Origin of the sequence: Bradyrhizobium paxllaeri, assembly GCF_001693515.2 — a bacterium.
Classification (GTDB): domain Bacteria; phylum Pseudomonadota; class Alphaproteobacteria; order Rhizobiales; family Xanthobacteraceae; genus Bradyrhizobium; species Bradyrhizobium paxllaeri.
The window spans coordinates 7,009,867-7,035,834 of the sequence record NZ_CP042968.1 but is presented as its reverse complement, the minus strand read 5'-3'; the positions used below and the strand labels follow the sequence as shown (position 1 = coordinate 7,035,834).

The following is a 25,968-nucleotide window of genomic DNA, read 5'->3' as shown; positions in this document are numbered from 1 at the left end:
AGGGATGGATTGCTTCGCTGCGCTCGCAATGACGGGCGTGTGTAACTAGGCCCCGATCGCGATTTTCGGCTCGGCGTCGGCGTTCGCCTTCATTTCCTTCAGCGCGCGGCGGTATTCCACCGGCATCACCTTGCGGAATTTCGGCAGCCAGGCCTTCCAGTTCGCGAGGATCTCGGCGGCTTTCTTCGAGCCGGTCAGTTTGGCGTGGCGCGTGATCAGCACGTGCAGCCGCTCGACGTCGGAATCGAGCAGGTTCTGGAACACGTCGACACGGCCATGCGCTTCGAGATCGCCGGAGTGGTGATAGGTGTTGGCGTTGATCAGCTCTTCCGACAGCACCGGCTCAAGCTCGACCATCGCCATGTTGCAGAGCTTGGCGAAGTCGCCGGCTTCGTCCAGCACATAGGCGATGCCGCCCGACATGCCGGCCGCGAAGTTGCGCCCGGTCTTGCCGAGCACCACGACGATGCCGCCGGTCATGTATTCGCAGCAATGATCGCCGGCGCCTTCGACGACCGCGACCGCGCCCGAGTTACGCACCGCAAAGCGTTCGCCGGCGATGCCGCGGAAATAGCATTCGCCCTCGATCGCGCCGTACATCACCGTGTTGCCGACGATGATGGATTCTTCCGGCACGATGCCGGAATTCCTCGGCGGCTTGACGATGATGCGGCCGCCGGAAAGACCCTTGCCGACATAGTCATTGCCTTCGCCTTCGAGGTCGAAGGTAACGCCGCGCGCCAGCCACGCGCCGAACGCCTGGCCCGCGGTGCCCTTCAGGCTGACATGAATGGTGTCATGTGGCAACCCGGCATGGCCGTAGATCTTGGCCACTGCGCCCGAGAGCATCGCACCCGCAGAGCGGTCGGTGTTGTTGATCTCTTCCTCGATTTTCACCGGCGCGCCGCGATCGAGCGCAGCCTGCGCCCGCTCGATCAGGCGGCGGTCGAGCACCTTCTCCAGATGATGGTCCTGGGCTTCGGCGTGATAGATCTTCTGGCCCTTTTCCTCCTTCTGGCGGACGAAGAGCTTTGAGAAATCGAGCCCCTTGGCCTTCCAATGCGCCACCAGCGTGGACTGGTCGAGCATCTGGGTCTGGCCGACCATCTCGTCGAACTTCCTGTAACCGAGCTGCGCCATGATCTCGCGGACTTCCTCGGCGACGAAGAAGAAGTAGTTAATGACGTGCTCGGGCTGGCCGGTGAAGCGCTTGCGCAACACCGGATCCTGGGTCGCGACACCGACCGGGCAGGTGTTGAGGTGGCACTTGCGCATCATGATGCAGCCAGCCGCGATCAAGGGCGCGGTGGCGAAGCCGAACTCGTCGGCGCCAAGCAGCGCGCCGATCACGACGTCGCGTCCGGTGCGGAAGCCGCCGTCGACCTGGACCACGATGCGGCTGCGCAGCCGCTCGCGCACCAGCGTCTGGTGGGTTTCGGCGAGGCCGATCTCCCACGGCGAGCCCGCATGCTTGATCGAGGTGAGGGGAGAGGCGCCGGTGCCGCCCTCGAAGCCTGCGATGGTGACGTGGTCGGCGCGCGCCTTGGCAACGCCCGCGGCCACCGTGCCGACGCCGATTTCGGAAACCAGCTTGACCGAGACCTGACCGTCCGGATTGACGTTCTTGAGGTCGTAGATCAGCTGCGCCAGATCCTCGATCGAATAGATGTCGTGATGCGGCGGCGGCGAGATCAGGCCGACGCCGGGCGTCGAATGCCGCACGCGGGCGATCGTCGCGTCGACCTTGTGGCCGGGCAACTGGCCGCCTTCGCCGGGCTTGGCGCCCTGGGCCATCTTGATCTGCATCATGTCGGAGTTGACGAGATACTCCGTCGTCACGCCGAAGCGGCCCGAGGCTACCTGCTTGATCGCCGAGCGCATCGAATCGCCGTTCGGCATCGGCTTGAAGCGATCGGCCTCTTCGCCGCCTTCGCCGGTGTTCGACTTGCCGCCGATCCGGTTCATCGCGATCGCAAGCGTGGTGTGCGCTTCGCGCGAGATCGAGCCGAACGACATGGCTCCCGTGGCGAAACGCTTGACGATTTCGCTGGCCGGCTCGACCTGGTCGAGCTTCACGGGCTTGCGCTTCTCGTCCTCGGCGGTCTTGAGCCGGAACAGGCCGCGCAGCGTCAGCAGCCGCTCGGACTGCTCATTGAGGATCTTTGCGAACGCGCGGTAACGCTCCTGCGAATTGCCGCGCACGGCATGCTGCAGCGTCGAGACGGATTCTGCCGTCCAGGCATGGTCCTCGCCGCGGGTGCGGTAGGCGTACTCGCCGCCGACGTCGAGCGCGGTCTTGTAGACCTGCGCATCGCCGAACGCGTCGGTGTGGCGGCGCGCGGTTTCCTCGGCGATTTCGGCCAGGCCCACGCCCTCGATGCGGGTGTGGGTGCCGGCAAAATACTTGGCGACGAAATCGGCCTTCAGCCCGACCGCGTCGAAGATCTGCGCGCCGCAATAGGACTGGTAGGTCGAGATGCCCATCTTGGACATCACCTTGAGCAGGCCCTTGCCGATCGACTTGATGTAGCGCTTGACGATTTCATAGTCGTCGAGCGAGCCCGGCAGGCGGTCCTTCATCGCGATGATGGTTTCGAACGCGAGGTAGGGATTGATCGCCTCGGCGCCGTAGCCGGCGAGGCAGGCAAAGTGATGCACTTCGCGCGGCTCGCCCGATTCGACGACGATGCCGACCGAGGTGCGCAGGCCCGTGCGGATCAGATGGTGATGCACGGCGGCGCAGGCGAGCAGCGAGGGGATCGGAATCCGGTCCGTGCCCGCCATGCGGTCGGACAGGATGATGATGTTGACGCCTTCGCGCACCGCGCCTTCGGCGCGCGCGCAGAGTTCGTCGAGCACCTGCTCCATCCCGGCCGCGCCGAAGCCGGCATGGAAGGTGGTGTCGAGCGTGCGCGACTTGAAATGCGTGTCCGCAACTTCCGAGATCGAGCGGATCTTTTCCAGATCCGCGTCGGTGAGGATCGGCTGGCGCACCTCGAGACGCTTGGTCGAGGCCATGCCCTGCAGGTCGAACAGGTTCGGCCGCGGCCCGATGATCGAGACGAGGCTCATCACGAGTTCCTCGCGGATCGGATCGATCGGCGGGTTGGTGACCTGCGCAAAATTCTGCTTGAAATAGGTAAATAGCGGCTTCGGCCGGTTCGACAGCGCCGAGATCGGCGTGTCGTTGCCCATCGAGCCGGCGGCTTCCTCGCCGGTCGCCGCCATCGGCGTCATCAGGATGCTGATGTCTTCTTGCGAATAGCCGAACGTCTGCTGCCGATCGAGCAGCGGCAGGTTTGAGCGCATGCCCTTGACGGGCGCGGCGGGCAATTCCTCCAGCACGAGCTGGGTACGATGCAGCCAGTCGCTATAGGGATGGCTCTTGGCCAGCGTCGCTTTGATCTCGTCGTCGGGAATGAGGCGTCCCTGTTCGAGATCAACCAGGAGCATCTTGCCCGGCTGCAGCCGCCACTTGGTGACGATCTGGTCCTCGGGGATTTTCAGCACGCCCATTTCGGACGCCATCACGATGCGGTCGTCCTTGGTGACGAGATAGCGTGCCGGACGCAGGCCGTTGCGGTCGAGCGTCGCGCCGATCTGGCGACCGTCGGTGAAGGCGATGGCGGCGGGGCCATCCCACGGCTCCATCAGCGCGGCGTGATATTCGTAGAAGGCGCGGCGCTGCTCATCCATCAAGGGATTGCCGGCCCACGCTTCCGGAATCATCATCATGACCGCGTGCGGCAGCGAGTAGCCGCCCTGCACCAGGAATTCGAGCGCGTTGTCGAAGCACGCGGTATCGCTCTGGCCTTCATAGGAGATCGGCCACAGGCGGCTGATGTCCTTGCCGTAGAGCTCCGAATGCACGGAAGCCTGCCGCGCCGCCATCCAGTTGACGTTGCCGCGCAGCGTGTTGATTTCGCCGTTATGGGCGATCATCCGGTAGGGATGCGCCAGCGACCAGGTCGGGAAGGTGTTGGTCGAGAAGCGTTGATGCACCAGCGCCAGCGCGCTGTCGAAATCCGCTTCATGCAGGTCGGGATAGTACTTGCCGAGTTGGTCGGCGAGGAACATGCCCTTGTAGATCACGGTACGGCACGACAGCGAGACCGGGTAATAGCCGGCCATGCCGCGGTCGCGGCGCTGATAGATCGCCTGCGAGATCGACTTGCGCAGGATGTAGAGTCGGCGCTCGAACTCGTCCTCGGACTTCGCCGTGCCGTTGCGGCCGATGAACACCTGCATGTGATAGGGCTCGGTCGGCTTGACGGTGACGCCGAGCGAAGCGTTGTCGGATGGCACGTCGCGCCAGCCGAGCAGCACGAGGCCTTCTTCCTTGATCTGTTCGGCGATGATGCTCTGGATCACCTTTCGCCACGCCGTTTCCTTCGGCATGAACAGCGCGCCGATCGCGTAGTGGCCGGGCTCCGGCAGCTTGAAGCCGATCTCGGCGGCCTTGCGCGAAAAGAACGCGTGCGGGATCTGCACCAGGATGCCGGCGCCGTCGCCGGCGCGCGGATCGGCACCGACGGCGCCGCGATGCTCGAGGTTGCAGAGAATGTTGAGCGCGTCGGAGACGATCTGGTGCGACTTGCGACCCTTGATGTTGGCGATGAAGCCGACGCCGCAGGAATCCTTCTCCATGCCGAGGTCGTACAGGCCTTCGGCCGGCGGGCGCCAGTCGTGCTCGCGCCAGGAATCCTCAAGCAAAGTGTCGGCCGGTTTCGAAGCCGCGGTCGCCGACAGTGCTTCTGCCACGATATTTTCGCGCTCGAATTCCGACCCGCTCATTTCATTCCTCTCACAAAGGCTAAGGGCCTCACCGCATCGTCGGCGCACCATGGACGCTTGCGGCACCCACCGGGCCACCGCTCGTCCGCCGCGAGCCGCAATTTCTTAAATTCAGGCCTGGGCGTTCAACGTCCCTGAGGAACGGCCTTGCCTGCACTGCCCTGACGCTCGTGGCGCCACGGTTTCGTTGCAATCCCCATGCCGGGAAAGCTCCGCAATTGAGACAGTGATACTGTCCTAACTTCGACCATGCCAAATTTTTATCTATCACACAAGCGCGTGAAAGTCCTCGCCCGCATGCGGATTGGCGGCTCGCGGCCGGGGAAAAGCCGCCAGTAGGGCTTTGCGGCAGCAGTGCGCCCCGATCCGGCCCAAGGACTGCCGGATTTCGTAACGAAATTGGCCGCGGGCCGGCAGGCGAGAGAGCGAAATGCTCCCGGTCGGGCCTGGTGGCTGCGGGCTTACAGGAGCTTTCAATAATGAAGTTGTTCACGGGATCTTTGGCGGCGGGATTGATCCTTCTGGCTGCAGGCGCGCAGGCGCAGGTGCCCGGGCCTGATGGACGCTCGCTATACAGGGCGGCGTCGGATTTCGAGGCCCCCTATGCGGTGGCGCCGCAGCCGGCTCCCGGGCCGTATTACGAGCCCGGACCGCGCTACGGCTATGGTCCCGGCCCCGGCCTGTTGCCGTCGACGGAGGTCTATTCCGTGTTGCGCGACAATGGTTTCTCGCCGCTCGGTATCCCGAGGCTCCGCGGCTTTGTCTACACGATCGCGGCGATCGACCGCGGCGGCGAGGGGGGACGGCTGGTGATCGACGCGCGGAACGGCCGGATCATCCGCTTCGTGCCACGCTACGGCATGGGTGACGATTTCTATGAAGAGCATAGTGCGCTGCCTGGAACTCCAGGAGTTCCGCCGCCGCTTGCTCGTGCGACAGTCACGCCGGCCCATGTCCAGGCGGCGCCGGCCAACGTCCAGGCCGAGCCGCGGCCGAAGCCGGCCCCCAAGGTTGCGAGCCGCACGGTGCCGGTGCCGAAGGCCAGCCCGATCGCAGCCAAGCCTGCGGCGGCTCCGGTGCAGCAGCAGGCCACGGCACCCGTGCCGAAGCCGACCGAAGTTCAGGCCGCGGCTTCGCCGACGACGACGGGATCGGTTCCAGCCAAGCCTGCGCCGAAGATTGCGCCGACGCAGGAGATGCCGAAGGCACAGGGGCTGGAGTAGACTAACAATCGCGACGTCATTCCGGGATGGTCCGAAGGACCAGACCCGGAATCTCGAGATTTCACGCTTCGCGTGCCCCGGAATGACGTGCAAGACACAGCAACAAAAAAACGCCCCTGCCTTGCCGGGGCGTTTCCGTTGCGACGGCTATTCATGCTGACCGGCAGCGGCCAGGATCAGGTCGGCGACCTTGTCAGCTTGCGAGACCAATGACAGGTGGCCGGCGTCCAACTCGACCGTCGTCGCGTTCATGCGCTTGGCCAGAAACCGCTCGAGGTCGGGATTAATGGTGTAGTCCTGCTTCGATACTGCGTACCAGCTCGGCTTGCTGTGCCAGGCGGCTGCGGTGGTGCGGCCGGCGAAAATGGAAGCCGCCGTCGGCCACTGCACGGCGTAGAGGACTTCCGCCGTCTTGTGGTCGACGCCATTGGCGAAATATTTCAGGAAAGCGTCCTCGGAAAGTTTGGTGAAGCCGTCATGCTCCTGAACGCCGGCGCGCGCCGGCCCCGCTGGAAATTTCTGCGACAGCGCGACGAAATCCTCGCCTGCGTCGGGCGCGCGCGCCGCGATATAGACCAGCCCCGTGACCTTCGGATCGGTCCCGACTTCGCTGATGACGGTGCCGCCCCAGGAATGCGCCACCAGCACGGTCGGGCCGTCCTGCTGCGCCAGCGCGCGGCGCGTGGCAGCGACCGAATCTGCCAGCGAGGTCAGCGGATTCTGGACCGCGGTGACATGAAGTCCCGCTGCCTGCAGCCGCGGAATGACTTCCGACCAGCTCGATCCGTCAGCCCATGCGCCGTGAACCAGCACGACGTTTTTCACCTTGACCGGTGCGGCGGCCTGCGCCGGCGTGGCGAGTGCGCCGAACGAGCCTGCAAACACACTGGCGGCGAGCGCCGCAACGATCTGTAACTTCGTCATCGATCTCTCCTGGTTTGATATCTCTGTTGAAGTGCGGGGTGCGAAAGTGAGTACGTCGCCGAACTGCAAATGTTACGCGTCTCCGAGCCACCGGTGCCGGTGCGCGCGATGAAATAGTCGTTGCAGGGGCGAACATCATTTAAATTCGCTGTTAATCAGCGGATCGCGCCGTCTCTGTCATGAGCGCAAAAAAACGCCCCGGTCTCCCGGGGCGTTTTCACGTTCGGCCAATATCAGCCGAAATTCTCACTGCTTAAGCGGCGACGGAAGCGTCGACCACCTGCGGAGCCTGTGCGCCGGAGTTGATCGGAATGCTGCGCGGCTTCTTGGCCTCCGGGATCTCGCGGACGAGATCGACGTGGAGCAGGCCGTTCTCGAGCGAGGCGTTCTTCACCTGCACGAAATCGGCAAGCTGGAAGATGCGCTCGAAGGCGCGCGCCGCGATGCCGCGATAGAGCACTTCGGATTTGTCGTTGCCGTTCTCATTGGCCGACTTCTCGCCCTTGATCGTCAGCGTGTTTTCCTTCGCGACGATCGAAAGCTCGCCTTGCGCGAAGCCGGAGACCGCAACGCTGATGCGATAGGCGTTCTCGCCGGTGCGCTCGATGTTGTAGGGCGGATAACCGGGGCTGCCGTCCGAGGTCACCTGATCCAGCAGGTTGAAGAAGCGGTCGAAGCCGACGGTGGAACGATAAAACGGGGTGAGGTCGTAGGTACGCATTAGGGTAGTCCTCCATTGAGCGACTGTTTCAATTAACCCGCCCGCCATCGGGCCGGGCCGTAGTCTCGTGCAGCCTTAGTTTTTGGAGCCGTGGGTTTCGGTTCCGAAACACTGGTAGCGGCCTGCACAGAAGTGATATGGGAGGGGTGAAACGACGTTCAAGAGGGGCGAAACGGGCCCCTTTTTTGCGCCCCCGCCTTGAATTCCAGACCTTTTCACCTAGCCGGTTCCTTCGCATGACGCTCGTCTCGATCCCCGCCAATCCGGTTCCGGAGGATGTCGTCTCGGGCACCATCAAGACGCCCGACGGCGCGGAATTGCGGTTCGCGCGCTGGGCGCCGCCGGCCGGGCGCAAGGGCACCGTCTGCGTCTTCACCGGGCGCAGCGAGCCGATCGAAAAATATTTCGAGACGGTGCGCGACTTGCGGGACCGCGGTTTTGCGGTGGCGATGATCGACTGGCGAGGACAGGGGCATTCCTCGCGCCGCCTGCGCGACCCTCGCAAGGGCTATGTCCGCGATTTCTCCGATTATGAGGTCGATGTCGAAACCTTCGTGCAGCAGGTGGTGCTGCCGGATTGCCCGCCGCCGTTCTTCGCGCTGGCGCATTCGATGGGCGGCGCGGTCATGCTGCGGGTCGCGCATGCGGGAAAGCGCTGGTTCGACCGCATGGTGCTGTCGGCGCCGATGATCGACCTGCCGGGACGCAGGACCTCGTTCCCGACGCGGGCGCTGCTTCGGACCATGCGGTTGATGGGGCAGGGCGGCCGCTACGTGCCCGGCGGCAGCGATGCGCTGACCGGAACGGAATCCTTCATCAACAACCCCTTCACCAGCGATCCCGTGCGCTACGCCCGCAACGCTGCGATCCTGGAAGAAGACCCGACGCTGGGCCTCGGTTCGCCGACGGTGGCCTGGGCCGATACCGCGTTCAGGGCGATGCATACTTTTCGCGGGATGAACTACCCGTCCGAAATCCGCCAGCCGATCCTGATGCTGGCCGCCAGCAACGACAGCATCGTTTCAACGGCCGCGATCGAGGAATTCGCCTATCACCTGCGCGCCGGCTCGCATCTGGTGATCGCAGGCTCCAAGCACGAGATCCTGCAGGAGCAGGATCGCTATCGCTCGCAGTTCTGGGCGGCGTTCGACGCCTTCGTGCCGGGCACGCCGCTGTTCAAGTAGTGCTCAGCGCGAGGCCGGCTTGGGCAGCCGTGCTGTGATCCGTTCCGGCAATCGCCGCTCGACGAACAGTGTCCTGACTTCGGCGACGCTGAGATAGCGCGCCTCGCCTTCGCCCTTGCCGAGGATTTTCAACAGCACCGGCCATTCGCCTTTCATCAGGATCGGGTAGTACCAGCGCGCCGCATCGCCGTCGCGCTTGATATTGGCTGCCATGAAGGTTTCGATCTCCTTCGCCGTCAGCCCGGTCTCGATGCCCCCGGCGGGGTCCTTGCAGTCCTTGCCGAAGGTGGCGAGGCGGTCGATTTGCTCTTCGTGGACCTTGGCCGCGGCATCGAGAATGCGCGAGCCGCCACCGTGCTTGTCGAGCGGGCCGTCGCGCAGTTGATCGAGCACGGCGCCCGAGGTCGCGCTCTTGAATACGCGCCCCGGCCCGAGGCCGTTGGCGATGACGGCGACCATCCAGGTTGCTATCCGCACCTTCTTTTTACCAAAGCCGGTTTGTCCGCTCGCGTCCCCGACGATTTCGGAGAGCTGCGGGAGCGGCACGACGTCGCCGCCGACATAGCCGTTGGCGACCAGCGCGCGCAAAAACGGGCAAGGGTTATTGGGTGAAACGGGAAGCTGCCCGGCGAGCGCAGTGCCCGGGGCGGAGGCAATGGGATGATCCGACATGGTTCAAATCCTCAAAGGCGCCGAATATGAAAAAGGGCCTGTCCCCCGTGCGGATGACAGTTCTGAAAAGGAAATTCGGCGGCGCGCTACTTCAGGGTGTGGGCAAGTCTTGGCGGGATTTGGCGTCGTGTCAACCGACCGCCTTACACTCTCGTTCAGGAATCGGCGGCAAGCTTCGGAGAGGATTCGACGAGAGTCAGTTTGCTGAAGGGGACGCCGGCTTTCATAAGGCCGTCGCGGTAGTGGGCGACGTCGGCCGCCGACTTCCAGTGAAAGTTCCGCAAGTGCCGGTCGACGGTCAGGCTTGGATAGTTGCTCAGCAAGACCTCGGTTGCACTTGCCGCTTCCGCGGTTCGTCCCGATTGCGCGAGGGCTGCCGCCCGTACCGCCAGCGCCTGGAGATGGTTGGGATTCACATAAAGCTGCTCGCGCGCCCAGGACAGCGACGCGTCATATTGGCCGAGCAAATAATGGCTGAACGCGTTCACGGCCGCCCATTGATAGCGGGGATCGTTGCTGCCGCTTTGCGCCGCCATCGTAAACAGTTCGATCGCGTGCCGGTGTTCGCCGGACACCAGATGACACACGCCAAGCACGCCGCGGGCGCCCATGTCGTATGGATTGAGTGAGACCGCACGCTTGGCGGCATCCATCGCCGCCTCGTAGTGCCCTTCCGCCGCGTGCACATAGGCGAGGATCTGAAACGCAAAGGACGAACGAGGATCGAGCCGGACGCTGCTCTCCGCGAGGGTCATCACCGAATCCCAGACTTCGCGCGTGCCCTTGATCCAGCCGAGCTGGATGCCCTGGGCCTGGACGGTGGCGAGATAGGCGCGCGCGATCGACAGCGTCGGATCGAGCGTGATGGCTTCCTTGAACAGCCCGATCGAGGTTTCGACGTCGTCCTTGGTCTGCAAATAATAGTAGGACAGCCCCTTGAGGAAACGATCCCATGCGGTGATGTCGTTCGACGAGGAACGCGGCGGGGCGGAGGCTTCCGCCCGGTAGATTTCGGCTGCGATCGCCGCCGACAGGCTGGTGGTGAGTTCGTCCTGCATCGCGAACAGGTCGCCCATGTCGCGGTCGAACCGGCCGGTCCATAATTGCTCGCCGGTTTCGGGCGCGATCAACTCGGCGGTGACGCGGATCTTGCTCGCCGCGCGGCGCACCGAGCCCTGGATCAGGTAGGTGGCATCGATCTCGCGCGCGATCAGGCGCGTGCTCACGTTCTTGCCCTTGAACGGGAAGGTCGAGTTCCGGGCCAGCACCCGATAGAACGATTGCAGCGAGAGCGCGTGGATCAGGTCCTCGGTCAGCCCGTCGGAAAAATACTCGTCCGCGCTTTCGCTCAAATTCGCGAATGGGAGCACGCCCACGATCGCGGTGCGATATTGGGCAGGCAGGTTTGTGACCGACGTCTCAGACGCGGCCTTGCGCGCGGGGCCGGCGGCGTCAGTGCCACCGGGCTGCCAGCTCCAGACGTGGATCGGTTCCTCGATGTTCTTGAACCGGTAGGGACCGGCATCGACGAAGGTGACGCTGAGGCGCTTGCCCGCCTCATGGCAGGCCTTGCCCGAAACCGCCACGCCGCCGGGGGCGGCGACCGATTCGAGGCGGACGGCAATGTTGACGTCATCACCGAACACCTCGTCCTCGTCGGCCATCACGTCGCCCATGTGAATGCCCATGCGGAACTGCATGGAGCGATCGGCGGGCAGGTGTTCGTTTCGTTCGGCCATCACCATCTGCATGGCGACCGCAGCTTCGATGGCGCCAACGATGGAAGGAAACTCCAGGAGGAAGCCGTCGCCGGTGTTCTTCACCAGGCGGCCGCCGTGATTGAGGATGATCGGGTAGATCGCGCTTCGATGGGCCTTGAACGTGGCGTGCGTCCCCGCTTCGTCGGCCCCCATCATTCGGGAATAGCCGGCGACGTCAGCGCAGACGATGGCTGCCAGGCGTCTCTCCATATCCCCTTATATCCCCAACGGCGCCGGAATTGGCAGGATAACCACTACGCGGTCGGCCAACCAATTCCAATGTTTATAAAATATGCGCAATCTGGTGGAAGGCCGATTTGATCATGATAGTACTGCAATCCTTCCGGATTGGCATTGGTCTCAGGTGCAAGGGAACCCGTTAACGATGGTAAGTGCGCTCGGCATTCACGAACTCTGGCTGTTCATCCTCTCCGGGTTGTTGCTCAACATCACCCCGGGGCCGGACACGGCCTACATCATTGGCCGCAGCATCCAGTTCGGATGGCGAGGCGGAGCGGCGGCGGTGACCGGGATCTGCACCGGCTGCCTCGTTCACGTGTTCGGTGCCTCGATCGGCTTGTCGGCACTGTTAATGGCGTCATCCGCAGCCTTTACTGTCCTGAAATGGGCGGGCGCCGCCTACTTGCTGTTTACGGGCGTGCAGATGCTGCTGTCGCGCTCGCGTCCGCTGGCGGAAGCAGCAGCCACAGGCAATGGCTCGGCAGGCAACGAGACGTCGCTTGCCCGCGTGTTCTGGCAGGGCGCCCTGACCAATGTGCTCAATCCGAAGGTGGCGCTGTTCTTTCTGGCGTTCCTGCCGCAATTCGTGGCGGCGGAGTCTTCCCACAAGACGGTGGCCTTCCTGGTGCTCGGCCTGATCTTCATCACCACCGGCATGTTGTGGTGCTTCGGCATCGCCGCCTTCGCAGCCAGGGCCGCCGGCCGTATCCGGCAATCGACCACCGCGATAGCCTGGGTCAACCGCGCGCTCGGCGGGCTGTTCGTCTATCTTGGTATCCGCGTGGCGATGCTGGAGGCGCGTTGAGGCCCGATTCGCCTATCTGGCGAATTCCCTGGCGAGAAATGAGCGGGTCTCCGGCACGGCTTCCGGGAAAGCTACGACATCAACTTCGCCAGCGCATTGGTGGCGAGGTAGAGGCCGAGCACAATCATGCCGATCTGGAACCAGCGCCGGAAGATCTCCGGCTGGAGCCGCGTCCGCACCGCCTGTCCGATAAACATGCCGGCAAAGGACGCCGCCATGGCGACCGCGCCGGGCAGTGCGGTTGCACCCGTCAGCAGGCCGGCGCCGGTGAGGTTGAGACCAAGCGCCAGGGTCGCGACGGTGAAGAACACGCCCAATGCCTGGATCAGCTCTTCCTTCTCCATGCCGATCGCCTGCAGGAACGGCACGGATGGAATGACCTGAACGCCGGTCGCCGCAGAAATCATGCCGGTGATCACTCCGACGATGCCGCCGACCCATTTTTCGTTTTGGCGGGCGACGGTGAAATCGAATTTGCACAGGCCGATGATGGCATTGATCGCCAGCAACAGGCCGAGCGCGATGGTGGTGTAGCGCGCATAGGGGCCGGTCAGCGACGTCGCGTTCAGCCAGATGCCGGCGGCTGTTCCGGCCAGCAACGGCCATAGCCGTCGGAAAATGTCGCGCAAGTAAGGGCCACCGAAGGTTTGCCAGATGTTGGTGACGATCGCCGGGACGATGACGATGGCGATCGCCTGGGCCGGCGGCATCGACACCGCGAGCAGTCCCATCGACACCGTCGGCAGGCCGAGCCCGAGTGCGCCTTTCACGAAGCCCGCGAGCAGGAAGGTGGCGGTGACGAGGAGAAGCAGGGAATCGAACATGCGGGGGAGATTGACCTATCGGCGTAATCGGCACAATCTGGAGGTTACGGAGGCAGCCTTCGGAGAAAGCGAAGGCATGGGCCTCTCCCGTCATTGCGAGGAGCGTAAGCGACGAAGCAATCCACCTCTCTGCCTGCCGCGCGATGGATTGCTTCGCTTCGCTCGCAATGACGGCTTAGCTGCGGCGGCTATGCCCAAGGAATCCCGATGCGTTTCGATCTGGTCGATCTTCAGCTCTTCGTTGCAGTGGCGGAGACGCGCAGCATCACCAACGGCGCGGCAAAGGTTCACCTTGCACTGGCCTCGGCGAGCGAGCGGATCAAGGGACTGGAAGAAGCGCTTGGCGTTGCGCTGCTGACGCGCGGTCGTCGCGGCGTCGAGCTGACGCCGGCCGGCGAAAGCCTGCTCGATCACGCGAGAATAGTGCTCCACAATGTCGAGGCAATGCGCGGCGATCTCTTAGCCTTTGCCCGTGGCGCAAAGGCCACCGTCCGCTTCCTCGCCAATACATCGGGACTTTCGGAATATCTGCCGAAGGCACTGGCTGCCTTTCTGGCTGCGCATCCTCACATTTCGATCGACGTGGAGGAGCGCGAAAGCGCGGAAATCGCCCGCGCCATCGTCACCGGTTCCGTCGATCTGGGGCTCGCCGCCGAGCACGCGCTGCCTGATAATATCGAGCGGACGCCGTTCAGCGAAGATCGGCTGGTGCTGGTTGCCGGGCGGGACGACGAGCTGGCGAACCGGCGGCAGGTCGATTTCAGCGAAGTGGTGCAGCGCGATTTCGTCGGTCTGATCAGCTCGATCGCGCTGCACACTCATATCAGCGGACACGCGGCGCGTCTCGGCGCGCGTCTGCGCTTTCGCGCGCGGTTGAACAGTTTCGATGCGATCGGCCAGATGGTCGCCGCCGGCATTGGAATCGGCGTGATGCCTGAAGTTGCGGCGAAACGATGTGCGCGATCGATGAAGATCAATGTCATCAGGATCAGGGATTCCTGGGCCAACCGGAAGCTCGTGATCTGCGCGCGGAGTTTTCGGTCGCTGCCCAGGCCCGCGCAGCAACTGGCGGACCACCTCCGCAAATCTGCGCCACGTTGAACATGTGAGGAGAGCGAATGCCGAGGTCTGGGAAGCCCTGCGGTTTCACCTGGCCGAAGCAAGGCCGGCGGCCTTGATGACGCGCGCCCATTTTTGGGTCTCGCTTCCGATGTAGTTGCGGAAATGCCCCGGCGTGTCGCCGGCGACCGTCAAACCCTGATCGGCAAGCTTTTGCCTCACCTGCGGATCGTTCATCGCCTCGTTGGCGAGACGGTTCAGGGTGTTGACGATCGCCTCAGACGTTCCGGCCGGCGCGAGCATGCCGTACCAGTTTTCGATCAGGAGATCGGGCATGCCGACCTCCGCGGTGGTCGGCACGTCGGGCGAGGTGGGCGCGCGTTTCGGCGCGCCGAGCGCTATCGGGCGCAGGCTGCCCGCCTTGATGTGCGGCAACAGCACCGGCAGATCGAGGAACGCCATCTGCACCTGCTGGCCGAGCAGGTCGTTGATGGCGGGTGCGGCGCCGCGGTAGGGCACGTGCACGATGTCGATACTGGCGGTCAGCTTGAGCAGTTCACCGGCAAGATGCGGCATGCCGCCGACGCCGGCGGATGCGAAATTAAGTTTGCCGGGCTGTGCCCTGGCGAGCGCGATCAGTTCCTTCATGTCGCCGGCGGGCACGTTGCTGGCGACGACAAGCATTTCCGGCACCGTCGTCACCAGCGTGACGGGTGCGAAATCCCTCGCCACGTCGTAGGGCACCTTTTCCATCGTCGGGTTGATGACCAGTGCGCTCGCGCTCACGATTCCGATCGTGTAGCCGTCGGGGGCCGCCTTGGCGATCGCGTCGGTGCCGAGCACGCCGGCCTGACCGCCACGATTGTCGATCACAACCGGCTGCTTGGCGATTTCCGACATGCGCTGGCCGACCACGCGCGCGATGATGTCGTTGGGCCCGCCGGCCGGGAATGGCACGATCAGCTTGATCGGTTTTGCGGGGAAATCCTGCGCTGCCGCCAGCGCCGGCAGCAGCACGGACAATCCGATGAGAAGCACGCGAAGAGCCTTCATGGAAGCCTCCGGTCACTTGTCGTGGCCGGGCCAATCCCGGCTGTTCAGTCTTTAAGTGCAGCCATCGTCAGGGATGCGGTCGTCCGTGTCGTAATGCTCACTTCGTCGTCACGACTCCCGCGTCCTTGATCACCTTCGTCCACTTCCTGGTTTCGCTGTCGATAAAGCCGCGGAAATGTTCCGGCGAGTCGCCAACCAGCGTTGCGCCCTGGGCTGCAAGCTTTTCCTTCACGGTCGGGTCGCGCATCGCTTCGGTCGTGATCTTGTGCAGGTGAGCGATGATCGCCGGTGGCGTGGCGGCGGGCGCCACCATGCCATACCAGTTCTCGATGATCATGCCGGGCATGCCGGCCTCGGCGGTGGTCGGTACTTCCGGCGCCGTCGGCGCCCGCTCGGGCGCGCCAACGGCGATCGGCCGCAGCGCACCCGCCTTGATCTGTGGCAGCAGCACCGGCAGGTCGAGGAACGTCATCTGCACCTGCTGTCCCAGCAGGTCGTTCACCGCCGGCGCGGCGCCGCGATAGGGCACGTGCACGATGTCGATATTGGCCGTCAGCTTGAACAATTCGCCCGCCAGATGCGGCAGGCTGCCGGGACCGGACGAGGCGAAATTCAGTTTCCCCGGTTGCGCCTTGGCAAGCGCGATCAGTTCTTTCATGTCCTTGGCGGGGACGTTGGTTGCGACCACCAGCATCTCGGGCACGGTGGCGACCAGCGTCACCGGCGCGAAATCCTTCAGCGTGTCGTAGGCGACCTTTTCCATGCTCGGGCTGATGGCGAGTGCGCCCGCGCTGGAGATCGCGATGGTGTAGCCGTCGGGCGGGGCTTTTGCGACCGCGTCGGTGCCGAGCACGCCGCCCTGACCGCCGCGGTTGTCGATCAGCACAGGCTGCTTGGCAATTTCGGACATGCGCTGGCCGATGACGCGCGCGATGATGTCGTTGGGGCCGCCGGCGGGGAACGGGACGATCAGCTTGATCGGTTTTGCGGGGAAATCCTGCGCCGAGGCCGAGGTTGGTAACAATAAGACTGGCAACGATACGGGCGATAATAGCAGCGTCAGTCCAGCAAGCAGCCTACTCAGCAGTCTCATAAATGCCCCCCGATGGCGCATCTGTCGTGCGCGTTGGCTGCCATCGTACGCAATGAACAGCGCGATGCAAGGTCCCGTCGGTTGCAGCGGGAGCTAGAGCATCGATCCTGATAGAATCAGAACCGAAGCTCTAGATTCTTGTTTTGACGCGTTTTCTTCACGCGAACCGGTATCCACTTCGCTCGAAAACGCTATAGCTGCGTCAGGCAGCAGCTCGTCCGTATGCGCGAGCTACGCGGCTGTATTCTAGCTGTTGAGCAATTTCAGCGTGGCCTCGTGCACGCGGGCGTCGCCGGCGGCGACGATGCGGCCGCCGCTCTGGGCGGGCTTGCCTTCCCAGTTGGTGACGATGCCGCCGGCGCCGGTGACGATCGGGATCAGGGCCGCGATGTCGTAGGGCTTGAGTTCGGTCTCGACCACGAGGTCGAGATGGCCCGCCGCCAGCATGCAGTAGGAGTAGCAGTCGCCGCCATAGCGCGACAGTTTTACTGCACTCTCGACCCGGCCGAAGATTTCGCGGTCGGCCGCGTTCATCAATAGAGGACTCGTGGTGAAAGAAGTCGCCTCCTTCAGCGAGGCGCAGCGGCGCACGGTCAGCCGCCGTTCGCCTGACGGCCCGGAATAATGTGCCGAGCCGCTGTCGCCGGAAAAGCGCTCGCCGATATAGGGCTGATGCATCATGCCGAACACCGGTGTGCCCTTGTGCAACAGCGCGATCAGGGTGCCCCAGATCGGAAATCCCGCGATGAAGGATTTGGTGCCGTCGATCGGATCGAGCACCCAGACATAGTCGGCGTCCTCGCGCTCGTTGCCGAACTCCTCGCCGACGATGCCGTGCTGGGGAAAATTCGCCTTGATCAGGCGTCGCATCACCGCTTCAGCGGCGCGGTCGGCCTCGGTGACCGGGTCGAAATCGCTGGCGCTCTTGTTGTCGATCGAGAGCGAGGTCCGGAAGAACGGCAGGATGGTCTCGCCCGAAGCCGTGGCAAGGCGCCCGATAAACGCTGTGAAATCGATGACCGTCACGGCTGTCCCTTACCGCAATAGAAATGTCGGCCTATTGCCTATCCCAATCCGGGCGGCGGCGCACGACCAACGCTGCGTTATTCCCACCCGTCTTTGAGGGCTGACTTTCGAATCGGCTTTCGAACGGGCTTCGTTTAGGCGTGGATTTTTGGTTAGCCCGGCCATCACAAAGTTGCGAGTTTTGGCATACCAGCACTGCAGTGAACACGGAACTGGTCGCGCTTAACACGTAGGTCTTTGATATTACTTCATTAATTTAAGATGCCGTCGGTGTTGCCGATTCGCCAGACTGGACCCTGTTTGCAACGAAATGGATCCGAAAACTCTTGCCTTTTGTGCAGCGCGGTCGCATATTGTTGCGGTGCGGTAGCGCCTCGCGCTATCGCTGCCCTCCTTGGGCGTTTCCTCCCTAGACTTGGGCCGCTTGTTCATTCAAGCGGCCCTTTTTTCTTTTTGGGCAGAGACGTCATTCCGGACGCCGCGCAGCGGCGATCCGGAATCTCGAGATTCCGGGTCTGGTCCTTCGGACCATCCCGGAATGACGATCCAATCTTTACTCCGCCGCCGCCTGGAACGGGCCGAGATCGCCGAGCGGCACTTGCGCCAGTGCGTCCGCCAGCGCAGCGAAATCGGCGGCTACCTGCGCAAAGCGCGGGCTGCGCTCGCGGCGCCGCTCGTCCATGTAGATCGCGCGGTTGAGTTCGAGCTGCACGGTGTGCAGGCCGCTGGCCGGGTTGCCGTAGTGCTCGGTGATGAAGCCGCCGGCATAGGGCTTGTTGCGCCCGATCGAATAGCCGAGCTTGCTCATGACCTCCTCGACAACGTCGGGCAACAGGCTCGCGCAACTGGTGCCGTAGCGGTCGCCGATGACGATATCGGGCCGCCGCGGCTCGTCGCGGGACACGCCAACCGACGGCATCGAATGGCAATCCACCAGGATCACCGTGCCGAACGCCTGATGGGCCTTGTTGATCAGCCGCCGCAGCGCCCGGTGATAGGGCTTGTAGAGCGCTTCGATCCGCCCCAGCGCCTCGTCGACGGAAAGCCGCTCGCGATAGATTTCCTGCCCGTCGCCGACCACGCGCGGGATCGTGCCGAGGCCGCCGGCGACGCGCATTGAGCGGGAATTGGCGAAGCTCGGCAGGCGCCCGGTGAACATCCGCGGATCGAGCTCATAGGGCTCGCGGTTCACATCGACATAGGAGCGGGGGAAATTGACCCGCACGGTCGGAAAACCCCGCTCGCAGAGGCCGCCGATCAGTTCGTCCATGAACGAATCCTCGGAGCGGCGCAGCGCCGCAAGGTCGATCCGGGAAGCGTTGAGGAATGCCCGGGGATAGACCGAGCCGGAATGGGGGGAGTTGAAGATGATCGGCGCCCGCCAGCTCGCCGGCTCCACGATCTCGAACGGGGGCGACAGCTCGCCATCAAACTGGGTCATCGTCGGGCGCCGTCCCTTGAATGTCCGCATTCCCTTCCGCCGCGATCGATCAAGCAACCGATTCTGCGTGAAGGACAGGGTTTTGTAAGGATGCATTGTCCGTAATCGTAATCATTCTGCCAAGCGAAAAAAGCCGTCATGCTCTCAGAAGGTGTCGCAATTGCCCGAAAAGCGCCGCCTTGATCGCTCCTGATGCGCGCCGCTAAAAAAATAGCTCTGCCTGCTACCGCCAAGAAGCCGTTACCTTTCACCCGAAATTTACCCTCTATCGGGCTTAGTGAGCGGAATGATCCTCCAAGCCGGGTTCGACGACTGACCGCCATGCACAAGATCCTCCTTGCCGAAGACGACAACGACATGCGCCGCTTTCTGGTCAAGGCGCTCGAAAACGCCGGGTTTCAGGTCTCGCCCCACGATAACGGCATGTCGGCCTATCAGCGGCTGCGTGAGGAGCCGTTCGAGATGCTGCTGACCGATATCGTGATGCCCGAAATGGACGGTATCGAGCTGGCGCGCCGCGCCTCGGAACTCGACCCCGACATCAAGATCATGTTCATCACCGGCTTTGCCGCCGTGGCGCTCAATTCCGATTCGGAAGCACCCAAGAACGCCAAGGTGCTGGCCAAGCCGGTTCACCTCCGCGAATTGGTCAGCGAAGTGAACAAGATGCTGGCGGCCTGATTCGGCGGCCATTCCGCGCGAAATCACCTCAGAAATTACTTCCAAGCGTCCTTGCGGGGGCGCTTTGGAGCCGATATACGGACCCCACCCAATACGAATAAAGCTGGAGCGGGATGACTGGTCGTCCCATTCTAGGGCACGTAGCTCAGCGGGAGAGCACTACCTTGACATGGTAGGGGTCACAGGTTCGATCCCTGTCGTGCCCACCAGCCTTCGCTTGCTTCGCAAGCTACGGCTCGGCAAGCCAGCCTCTGTTCCATCGTAGCGAAGCAAGCGAAGGCTGCCTCGCCGAAGCCATTGGCGAAGGCGGGCTCATGCCGCAAGCTACGTTCAGAATGATCATTTAGATCGCTCGCCAACCTCACGCCGGCAATCCCGCCTTGAGCAATCCCGCCTCGTGGCGCGCGCGGTCGGCCGCCTGCTTGTAGTGCTGGGTGGCGAGATAGGTGGCCACCGAGAAACCGGGCTCGAGTTTCACGACCTCGGCGGCATGTGCGGCGGCCGCAACGCCGTCGCCCATCTGCGCGAAGATGGCGGCGAGGAAGGCGTGATGGGTGAAGTCCGGCCGCGTGATCCGCGCGAACGCCTCGGCGGCCTCGGCAAATTTCTCCGCGCAATAATATGCGCGCCCGAGGTGGTTCCAGAAGCGTTCGGGGTGGAACGGGTTGAGGCGCATCGCCTTCCTGATCCAGTCGATGCCTTCTTCCGGCCGTCCCACCCAGGTCAGAAACTCGCCCTGCTGCACCACGACCAGATCGTAGTTCGGGTTGAGTGCGAGCGCCCGCTCCTGGTGATAGGCCGCCCTGTCGTGATCGTCGCGCGTCAGGTTGACCGCGGCGAGGATGCGATGAACGTCGCTGTCATTGTCATCGAGCGCCAGCGCCAGCTGCAACTCGGCCGCCACCTGCCGGAACCTGGCATCGCGATCTTCGCACCATCCGTAGACCCAGGTCTGACCCAGCACGCACGCCTTCCAGGCATGGGCGTGCGCATAGTTCGGATCGAGCGCGATGGCGCGGTCGAGCAGGATCTGCGCCTCCGCATTGTCCTCCCGCCGCGAGCGGTGGTGCAGCACCCTGGCGGCGAGCACGCATTCATAGGCCGCCATGTTGTCCGGTCGCTGGCGCTTCGCGCGTTCCTGCGTGGCGGCCTCGACGCGGCCGGGAAGCGTACTGACGATGGCGCCGGTCACCTCGTCCTGGATCGCGAAGATATCCTCGAGTTTGCGGTCGTAGCGTTCCGCCCAGACATGCCGGTCGGTTTGCGCGTCGATCAGCTGCACGGTGACGCGGACGCGATCGCCGACCTTGCGCACGCTGCCTTCGAGGACGTATTCGACGTCGAGCTCGCGCGCGACCTCCTGCACCTTCACCGCCTTGCCCTTGTGCACGAAAGCGGAGTTGCGCGAGATGATGAGCAGATCGTGGAATCGCGACAGCTCGGTGATGATGTCCTCGGTGAGGCCGTCGGCAAAGAATTCCTGTTCCGGATCGCCGCTCATATTGACGAGCGGCAGCACGACGATGGACGGTTTTCGGGTCGTGCTCGTCGCGGTCGCGCCGGCTTTGCCGCTCATCATGCGAGCCTCGGCGGCATCCTGCTCCAAGCGCACCCGAAAGACGTGGATCGGGCGGGTGATGTTCTTGACGCTCTGGTTGCCGAGATCCTCAAAGGCGATGTCGCCAAGCCGGTCGCCGACCTGATCGCGCACCGCGGCCGAGACGCAGATCCCGCCCGGATCGGCGAGCACTTCGAGACGCGCCGCGACGTTGACGCCATCGCCGAAGATATCGTTCTCCTCGATGATCACGTCGCCCAGATTGATGCCGATGCGGAACTGGATCCATCGCGCCGGCGACACATCGGCATTGCGCCGCGCCATCCGGCGCTGCACCTCTGCAGCGCACGACACCGCGTCCACGACGCTGTGAAACTCCACCAGCATGCCGTCGCCGGTGGTCTTGATGATGCGGCCCCGGTTCTTGGCAATCGAGGGATCGATGAGCTCAAGGCGATGGGTTTTGAGGCGTGCGAGTGTCCCCGCCTCGTCGACCTCCATCAGCCGGCTGTAGCCGACCATGTCGGCGGCAAGGATCGCAGCGAGCCTTCGCTCGGGTCCGGGCGCGTCCATTTTCGCCTCGCTGACAGGCAGTCTAGCAGATCTGCCGCGCCGGCCCAAGGTGAGCAGGTGTCGCCGGCTGGCAGCATCGGGAGTACCCACTCCAAATTGCAGTGATTGGGTCAGGACAGGTGAAGGTGGCGCGATTGCGGCGCGCCGAGGAGGTGGATGCTAGTTCCTCAGCGTGTGACTTATCCGGGTCACCACGCCGTCCCATTGGCGCTTCTCGGCGGCGGGATAATTGATCATCACGCAGTTCATGGCGCCGTTGCCGCGGTTGCAGCGGTTGTACCAGATGCGGTCCTTGCGGATGCTGGAGACGACAAAGAAGTCCGGCGTAATGCGCTTGTAGATGATGCCGGCCGGCGGGTTTTGCTTGGCGAGGAACGTGGCAGGCGAATCGTTCTCGGGATTGGGAACGGACTGCACCGTCAGGTCAGCGCGGCGGTCTTCGGTGAAAAACCGTCGCCCTGTTCCGCCTTCAGGCGGTCCGGCATCGCTGGTGAAGATCGAGACCGGCATCTCGACGCTGGTCCCGGTGCTCGCGATCACATATGGCCGCCACTCCGTATTGGCGGCGATGGCGAGCGTTGGAACGAAGCTCAAGGCGACGAGAGCAGCGTAAAAGTGCGGCGCAGGCATGAAACGATCTCCGGTTCGATTCGAGACAATCGAATCCATCGAGGTTCGTTCCAGCTTGCGGACATTTCTAGGGCGCAGCCGCGTCCGCGATATGCTTCCCCGCGATATACCCAAACGTCAGCGCGGGGCCGAGCGTGATGCCGGCGCCGGGATAGTTGCCGCCCATGATGCTCGCCATGTCGTTGCCGGCGGCATAGAGGCCGGCGATGGGCCGGCCGTGTTCGTCCAGTGCCCGCGCATGCGCGTCGGTTTTGATGCCGGCATAGGTGCCGAGATCGCCGATCACCAGCTTGATCGCATAGAACGGCCCGTCCTTGATCGGCGCGACGCAGGGGTTCGGGCCGTGCAGCGCATCGCCCTGGTAGCGGTTATAGGCGCGCGATCCCTTGCCGAATGATGGATCGCGTCCCTCCGCCGCTGACGCGTTGAACTCGGCGATGGTTGCCTCGAGCCCGTGTCTGTCGATGCCGGTGCGGTCGGCGAGTTCGGCGAGCGTGGTGCCGCGCTTGAGATAGCCGGTGGCGAGATGATGGCGCAGCGGCATCGGAAACGGCGGCACGCATCCGAGGCCGTATTTTCGCAAGGCGTGGTGATCGCAGAGGAGAAACGCCGTGATCTCCTCGCCGGGCTTCGCCGCCTTCGCCATCGCCTGCACGAAGTCGTGGTAGGAGTTGCCTTCATTGGCGAAGCGCTTGCCGTCGCGCATCACGGCGATGACGCCAGGTTTGGCGCGGTCGATGAAATGGGGCATCACGCCCTTGCTGCCATCCTTGCGCTCGGTGATCGACACCGGCACCCAGGCCGCGGCATTCGGCAGCGTATCCTCGATGCGACCGCCCGCGGTCTCCGCCAGTCGCAAACCGTCGCCAGTATTGCCGACGGGACCGGGGGAGAAATGCTCGGTGCCGCCTGGGGCGTGCGGGAACATCGCCTTACGCCGTGCGACGTCGTGCGGGAAGCCGCCGCAGGCCAGCACCACGCCGCGCCTCGCATTGACGCGGATCAGCTTGCCATGGCGTTCGACGACCGCACCGCGCACCGCGCCATCCTCGACGATCAGTTCATGCACCGGCGACGACAGCCACAGCGGTATCTTCAACTCAAACGCGGATTTTGCGAGACGCCCCGCCAGTGCATTGCCGTTGGTCAGCGTCATGCCGCGGCCATGGCGCATCACGTCCATCGCATGCTTTGACAGGCGCTTTGCCACGTAAATCGCCGAGGTCAACGATTTGGTCGCGCGCATGAAATGCACGATGTCCTTGCCGGAGCCCAGCATCATGCCGAACACCGTGAGTTCGGGCAGGGGGCTGCCGATATCCCTGATATGCTCGCCGAGTTCGCGGCCGTCGAAAGGCCGCGCCACCATCGAGCGGCCGCCCTGCGCGCCGCCGGGCGCTTCGGCGTGATAATCCGGAAAAGTCAGCGGCATGTCGAAGCGTACGGCCGTCTTGGTCGTGAAGAAATCGACGGCCTTCGGTCCTTCGCTCAGGAACGCGTCGACGCGTGCGGCATCAAAGCTGTTGCCGGCCTCATGCCGCAGATAGGTCTTTGCCTGGTCTGGACTCTCCTCGATGCCCCACGCTTTCGCCAGCGACGTGCCGGGAATCCACAGCCAGCCGCCGGAGCGCGCGGTGGTGCCGCCAAAGCGCGGCTCCTTCTCGACGACGAGGACATTGAGGCCGTGGTGCCCGGCCGTGACCGCCGCCGACAGGCCGCCGCATCCCGAGCCGACCACCAGCGCATCGCATTCGTAAGTTTCTTGTTCGTTGCCTGCCACGCGATACGTCCCTGTCTATTTTTCGGCGGACATTTGGAGGTGATCGGTTTCGTCTGTCAATCGCGGGTTCCTTCCTTCTCCCACAAGGGGAGAAGGGAAGAGGCAACGTGCCGTAGCGAACGATGCGCTCAATTCCCCGTCTCGAACGAACACATCGCGCCGCCGCCGGTCTTCTGTCTGATCTCGGCTGGATCCAGCGTGCAGTTCAGTTTCGAAAGGCTTTCGTACACGGACCCTGCGGCGCCATCCGATGGCACGCCGGCCATGGCTTCGGTCGCGAAGATCTCGCTGGCGCGCCGTCCGGTGATGGTCTGCTTGGCGCCCTTGAAGGTCAGTTCGCAGGAGCGCGCGGTGATGTCGACATTGCTGACGCGGCAGACGATCTTGTCCGCGGTGACCGAAATCTTCTTGGCGTAGCGCACGCCCGACTGCCCGACGAACAGCGCCGAGACAGCTTCGCGTTCATCCGAGGTCAATAGCGGTGAATAGAGCGCGACTACGCCGGCCAGCGCCAGCGCGGCCTGTCCGTTGGCCGTTGCAGGGGCGGCCGATGCACTGGACGCGCCGCATGCGAGAAGCGAGATGGCGAGAACCGCCAGCCTGCCGAATTTGATCTTCATTTCATCCCCCAATCGCGGCCGCCCGTTGCGCGGACATTTGGATAGGGATGGCTTTGTCTGTCAATCGCGAGGAGGTTTTCCTTCTCCCACAAGGGAGAAGGGAAACCGCTGTGCAACTTGGGCAGGGCCGCCCCTCAAGTTATGCGCTTGCGCAGCCACGGCATCGGCGGCACAGTTGCGGGCGCGGCGCGAAGACCGCCAAGAAATCGGCAAGAAACAGCATCCGAGGAACCTCCATGGCGGCCACGCGGATCGACTGCGATATCCATCCCGCGGTGGGCGGCACCCGCACCACGCTGCTGCCCTATCTCGACGACCACTGGAAGGAACAGGTGGTCAGCCGCGCCATCGACGGCCTCGATCTCAACTCCTATCCGCCCAACATGCCGTTCACCGGTCGCGCCGACTGGCGGCCGGCCAATGGCAAGCCGGGCAGCGACCTCAAGATGGTGCAGCGCGGCGCGTTCGACCAGCTCGGTTCAAGCCACGCGATCTGCAATGTCGTCTACGGCGCGCAGGCCGTATTCGATTCCTATATGGCGGCCGGCTTCTGCAAGGCGATCAACGACTGGATCGCGGCCGAATGGCTTTCGAAGGATCCGCGGTTGAGCGCGTCGATTGTCGTGCCGATACAAGCACCGGATCTCGCGGTGGAGGAAATCGAGCGCAGGGCCGGCGACAATCGCTTCGTCTCCGTGCTGGTGCTGGCGCAGGGCGAGACGCTGCTCGGACGCCGGCATTACTGGCCGGTCTGGCAGGCGGCCGCGAAGCACAAATTGCCGGTCGCGATCCATGCCGGCAGCGCCTATCGCACCGCGCCGAGCTCGATCGGCTGGCCGTCCTATCGCTACGAATATTATCTAGCCGAAGCGCAGGCGTTCCAGGCCCAGCTATTGAGCCTGATCTATGAGGGCGTGTTCGGCAAATTTCCCGATCTGAAGGTCGTGCTGATGGAGTCGGGCGTGAGCTGGCTGCCGGCCTTCATGTGGCGCGCCAACAAGACCTGGCGCGGCGTGCGCGTCGAGGTGCCCTGGGTTGAGCGTGAGCCGGCCGCGATCATTCGCGACCATGTCCGCGTCACCATGCAGCCGTTCGATGGTCCGCCGGATGCCGCAGGCGTCGCCGACGTCATCGAGCAGATCGGCTCCGACAAGATGTTCCTGTTCGCGTCGGACTATCCGCATTGGCAGTTCGACGGCGACGACCCGATGCCGCCGCATCTGCCTGCCAGCATCGCCTCGCGCATGTGCGCCGACAATCCGCTTGAGACCTTTCCGCGGCTGAAGCTCGCTGCATAGTTTTGCAAG

Annotated in this window: 20 protein-coding genes and 1 tRNA gene; 7 read left to right on the top strand and 14 right to left on the bottom strand. The window is 63.7% G+C overall.

Going from position 1 to position 25,968, the window contains the following annotated elements; translation table 11 throughout:
• Positions 1 to 45: 45 nt before the first annotated feature.
• Entirely contained in the window at positions 46 to 4,794 is a 4,749-nt protein-coding gene (gene gltB, locus LMTR21_RS33645; RefSeq protein WP_065751849.1) for a glutamate synthase large subunit, read from the bottom strand.
• 479 nt (positions 4,795 to 5,273) lie between these two features.
• Here gltB and LMTR21_RS33640 point away from each other — a divergent pair, with 479 nt between their 5' ends.
• Positions 5,274 to 6,017, top strand: coding sequence for a hypothetical protein (locus LMTR21_RS33640; RefSeq protein WP_065751848.1), 744 nt, complete (start codon positions 5,274 to 5,276; stop codon positions 6,015 to 6,017).
• A gap of 147 nt (positions 6,018 to 6,164) precedes the next feature.
• Here the strand turns inward: LMTR21_RS33640 and LMTR21_RS33635 are convergent, their stop codons facing one another.
• Both LMTR21_RS33635 and LMTR21_RS33630 read right to left on the bottom strand, forming a co-directional pair.
• Positions 6,165 to 6,941, bottom strand: coding sequence for an alpha/beta fold hydrolase (locus LMTR21_RS33635; protein WP_065751847.1), 777 nt, complete (start codon positions 6,939 to 6,941; stop codon positions 6,165 to 6,167).
• Positions 6,942 to 7,194: 253 nt separating this feature from the next.
• Complete coding sequence (locus LMTR21_RS33630; RefSeq protein WP_065751846.1) at positions 7,195 to 7,662, bottom strand: Hsp20 family protein; 468 nt, start codon at positions 7,660 to 7,662, stop codon at positions 7,195 to 7,197.
• 236 nt (positions 7,663 to 7,898) lie between these two features.
• Here LMTR21_RS33630 and LMTR21_RS33625 point away from each other — a divergent pair, with 236 nt between their 5' ends.
• The gene (locus tag LMTR21_RS33625; protein WP_065751845.1) at positions 7,899 to 8,846 is read left to right on the top strand and encodes an alpha/beta hydrolase; all 948 of its coding nucleotides are present in this window, start codon (positions 7,899 to 7,901) and stop codon (positions 8,844 to 8,846) included.
• 3 nt (positions 8,847 to 8,849) lie between these two features.
• On the opposite strand, the gene LMTR21_RS33620 is transcribed toward LMTR21_RS33625, so the two are convergent.
• Together LMTR21_RS33620 and LMTR21_RS33615 are read right to left on the bottom strand one after the other, a co-directional pair.
• Positions 8,850 to 9,518, bottom strand: coding sequence for a hypothetical protein (locus LMTR21_RS33620; RefSeq protein ID WP_065751844.1), 669 nt, complete (start codon positions 9,516 to 9,518; stop codon positions 8,850 to 8,852).
• Between the two features lie 155 nt (positions 9,519 to 9,673).
• A complete protein-coding gene (locus LMTR21_RS33615) occupies positions 9,674 to 11,488 on the bottom strand; it encodes an adenylate/guanylate cyclase domain-containing protein (RefSeq protein WP_065751843.1) in 1,815 nt (604 codons plus the stop codon).
• A gap of 175 nt (positions 11,489 to 11,663) precedes the next feature.
• Here LMTR21_RS33615 and LMTR21_RS33610 point away from each other — a divergent pair, with 175 nt between their 5' ends.
• On the top strand, positions 11,664 to 12,323 hold the full coding sequence (locus LMTR21_RS33610; RefSeq protein ID WP_065751842.1) for a LysE family translocator: 660 nt from the start codon (positions 11,664 to 11,666) through the stop codon (positions 12,321 to 12,323).
• Between the two features lie 71 nt (positions 12,324 to 12,394).
• Here LMTR21_RS33610 and LMTR21_RS33605 read toward each other — a convergent pair whose 3' ends face one another.
• Complete coding sequence (locus tag LMTR21_RS33605; protein ID WP_065751841.1) at positions 12,395 to 13,147, bottom strand: sulfite exporter TauE/SafE family protein; 753 nt, start codon at positions 13,145 to 13,147, stop codon at positions 12,395 to 12,397.
• Between the two features lie 207 nt (positions 13,148 to 13,354).
• On the opposite strand from LMTR21_RS33605, the gene LMTR21_RS33600 reads away from it, so the two are divergent.
• Positions 13,355 to 14,248 (top strand): LysR family transcriptional regulator, encoded by an 894-nt coding sequence (locus LMTR21_RS33600; RefSeq protein ID WP_065751840.1) that lies wholly within the window; start codon positions 13,355 to 13,357, stop codon positions 14,246 to 14,248.
• 45 nt (positions 14,249 to 14,293) lie between these two features.
• Here the strand turns inward: LMTR21_RS33600 and LMTR21_RS33595 are convergent, their stop codons facing one another.
• The 4 genes from LMTR21_RS33595 to LMTR21_RS33580 all read right to left on the bottom strand — a co-directional run bounded on the left by LMTR21_RS33595 (position 14,294) and on the right by LMTR21_RS33580 (position 18,819).
• Complete coding sequence (locus tag LMTR21_RS33595; RefSeq protein ID WP_065751839.1) at positions 14,294 to 15,259, bottom strand: Bug family tripartite tricarboxylate transporter substrate binding protein; 966 nt, start codon at positions 15,257 to 15,259, stop codon at positions 14,294 to 14,296.
• A gap of 97 nt (positions 15,260 to 15,356) precedes the next feature.
• A complete protein-coding gene (locus LMTR21_RS33590; RefSeq protein ID WP_065751838.1) occupies positions 15,357 to 16,352 on the bottom strand; it encodes a Bug family tripartite tricarboxylate transporter substrate binding protein in 996 nt (331 codons plus the stop codon).
• 246 nt (positions 16,353 to 16,598) lie between these two features.
• Positions 16,599 to 17,378: a histidinol-phosphatase gene (gene hisN, locus LMTR21_RS33585; protein WP_065751837.1), complete on the bottom strand. Its 780-nt coding sequence runs from the start codon at positions 17,376 to 17,378 to the stop codon at positions 16,599 to 16,601.
• 553 nt (positions 17,379 to 17,931) lie between these two features.
• On the bottom strand, positions 17,932 to 18,819 hold the full coding sequence (locus LMTR21_RS33580; protein ID WP_065752235.1) for an N-formylglutamate amidohydrolase: 888 nt from the start codon (positions 18,817 to 18,819) through the stop codon (positions 17,932 to 17,934).
• 321 nt (positions 18,820 to 19,140) lie between these two features.
• Here LMTR21_RS33580 and cpdR point away from each other — a divergent pair, with 321 nt between their 5' ends.
• Both cpdR and LMTR21_RS33570 read left to right on the top strand, forming a co-directional pair.
• Positions 19,141 to 19,500 carry a cell cycle two-component system response regulator CpdR gene (gene cpdR, locus LMTR21_RS33575; protein ID WP_027539837.1) on the top strand — a complete coding sequence of 120 codons (360 nt, stop codon included), beginning with the start codon at positions 19,141 to 19,143 and terminating at the stop codon, positions 19,498 to 19,500.
• A 134-nt stretch (positions 19,501 to 19,634) separates the two neighbouring features.
• Positions 19,635 to 19,709 (top strand) — tRNA-Val (locus tag LMTR21_RS33570).
• Positions 19,710 to 19,861: 152 nt separating this feature from the next.
• Here LMTR21_RS33570 and LMTR21_RS33565 read toward each other — a convergent pair.
• From LMTR21_RS33565 to LMTR21_RS33550, 4 genes are all read right to left on the bottom strand, one after another.
• Positions 19,862 to 21,631 carry an adenylate/guanylate cyclase domain-containing protein gene (locus tag LMTR21_RS33565; RefSeq protein WP_065751836.1) on the bottom strand — a complete coding sequence of 590 codons (1,770 nt, stop codon included), beginning with the start codon at positions 21,629 to 21,631 and terminating at the stop codon, positions 19,862 to 19,864.
• Between the two features lie 159 nt (positions 21,632 to 21,790).
• The gene (locus tag LMTR21_RS33560; RefSeq protein ID WP_065752234.1) at positions 21,791 to 22,261 is read right to left on the bottom strand and encodes a hypothetical protein; all 471 of its coding nucleotides are present in this window, start codon (positions 22,259 to 22,261) and stop codon (positions 21,791 to 21,793) included.
• 67 nt (positions 22,262 to 22,328) lie between these two features.
• Positions 22,329 to 24,041, bottom strand: coding sequence for an FAD-dependent oxidoreductase (locus LMTR21_RS33555; RefSeq protein ID WP_065751835.1), 1,713 nt, complete (start codon positions 24,039 to 24,041; stop codon positions 22,329 to 22,331).
• 128 nt (positions 24,042 to 24,169) lie between these two features.
• Positions 24,170 to 24,661 (bottom strand): hypothetical protein, encoded by a 492-nt coding sequence (locus LMTR21_RS33550; protein ID WP_347339141.1) that lies wholly within the window; start codon positions 24,659 to 24,661, stop codon positions 24,170 to 24,172.
• A 236-nt stretch (positions 24,662 to 24,897) separates the two neighbouring features.
• On the opposite strand from LMTR21_RS33550, the gene LMTR21_RS33545 reads away from it, so the two are divergent.
• On the top strand, positions 24,898 to 25,959 hold the full coding sequence (locus LMTR21_RS33545) for an amidohydrolase family protein (RefSeq protein ID WP_065751834.1): 1,062 nt from the start codon (positions 24,898 to 24,900) through the stop codon (positions 25,957 to 25,959).
• Positions 25,960 to 25,968 lie beyond the last annotated feature (9 nt).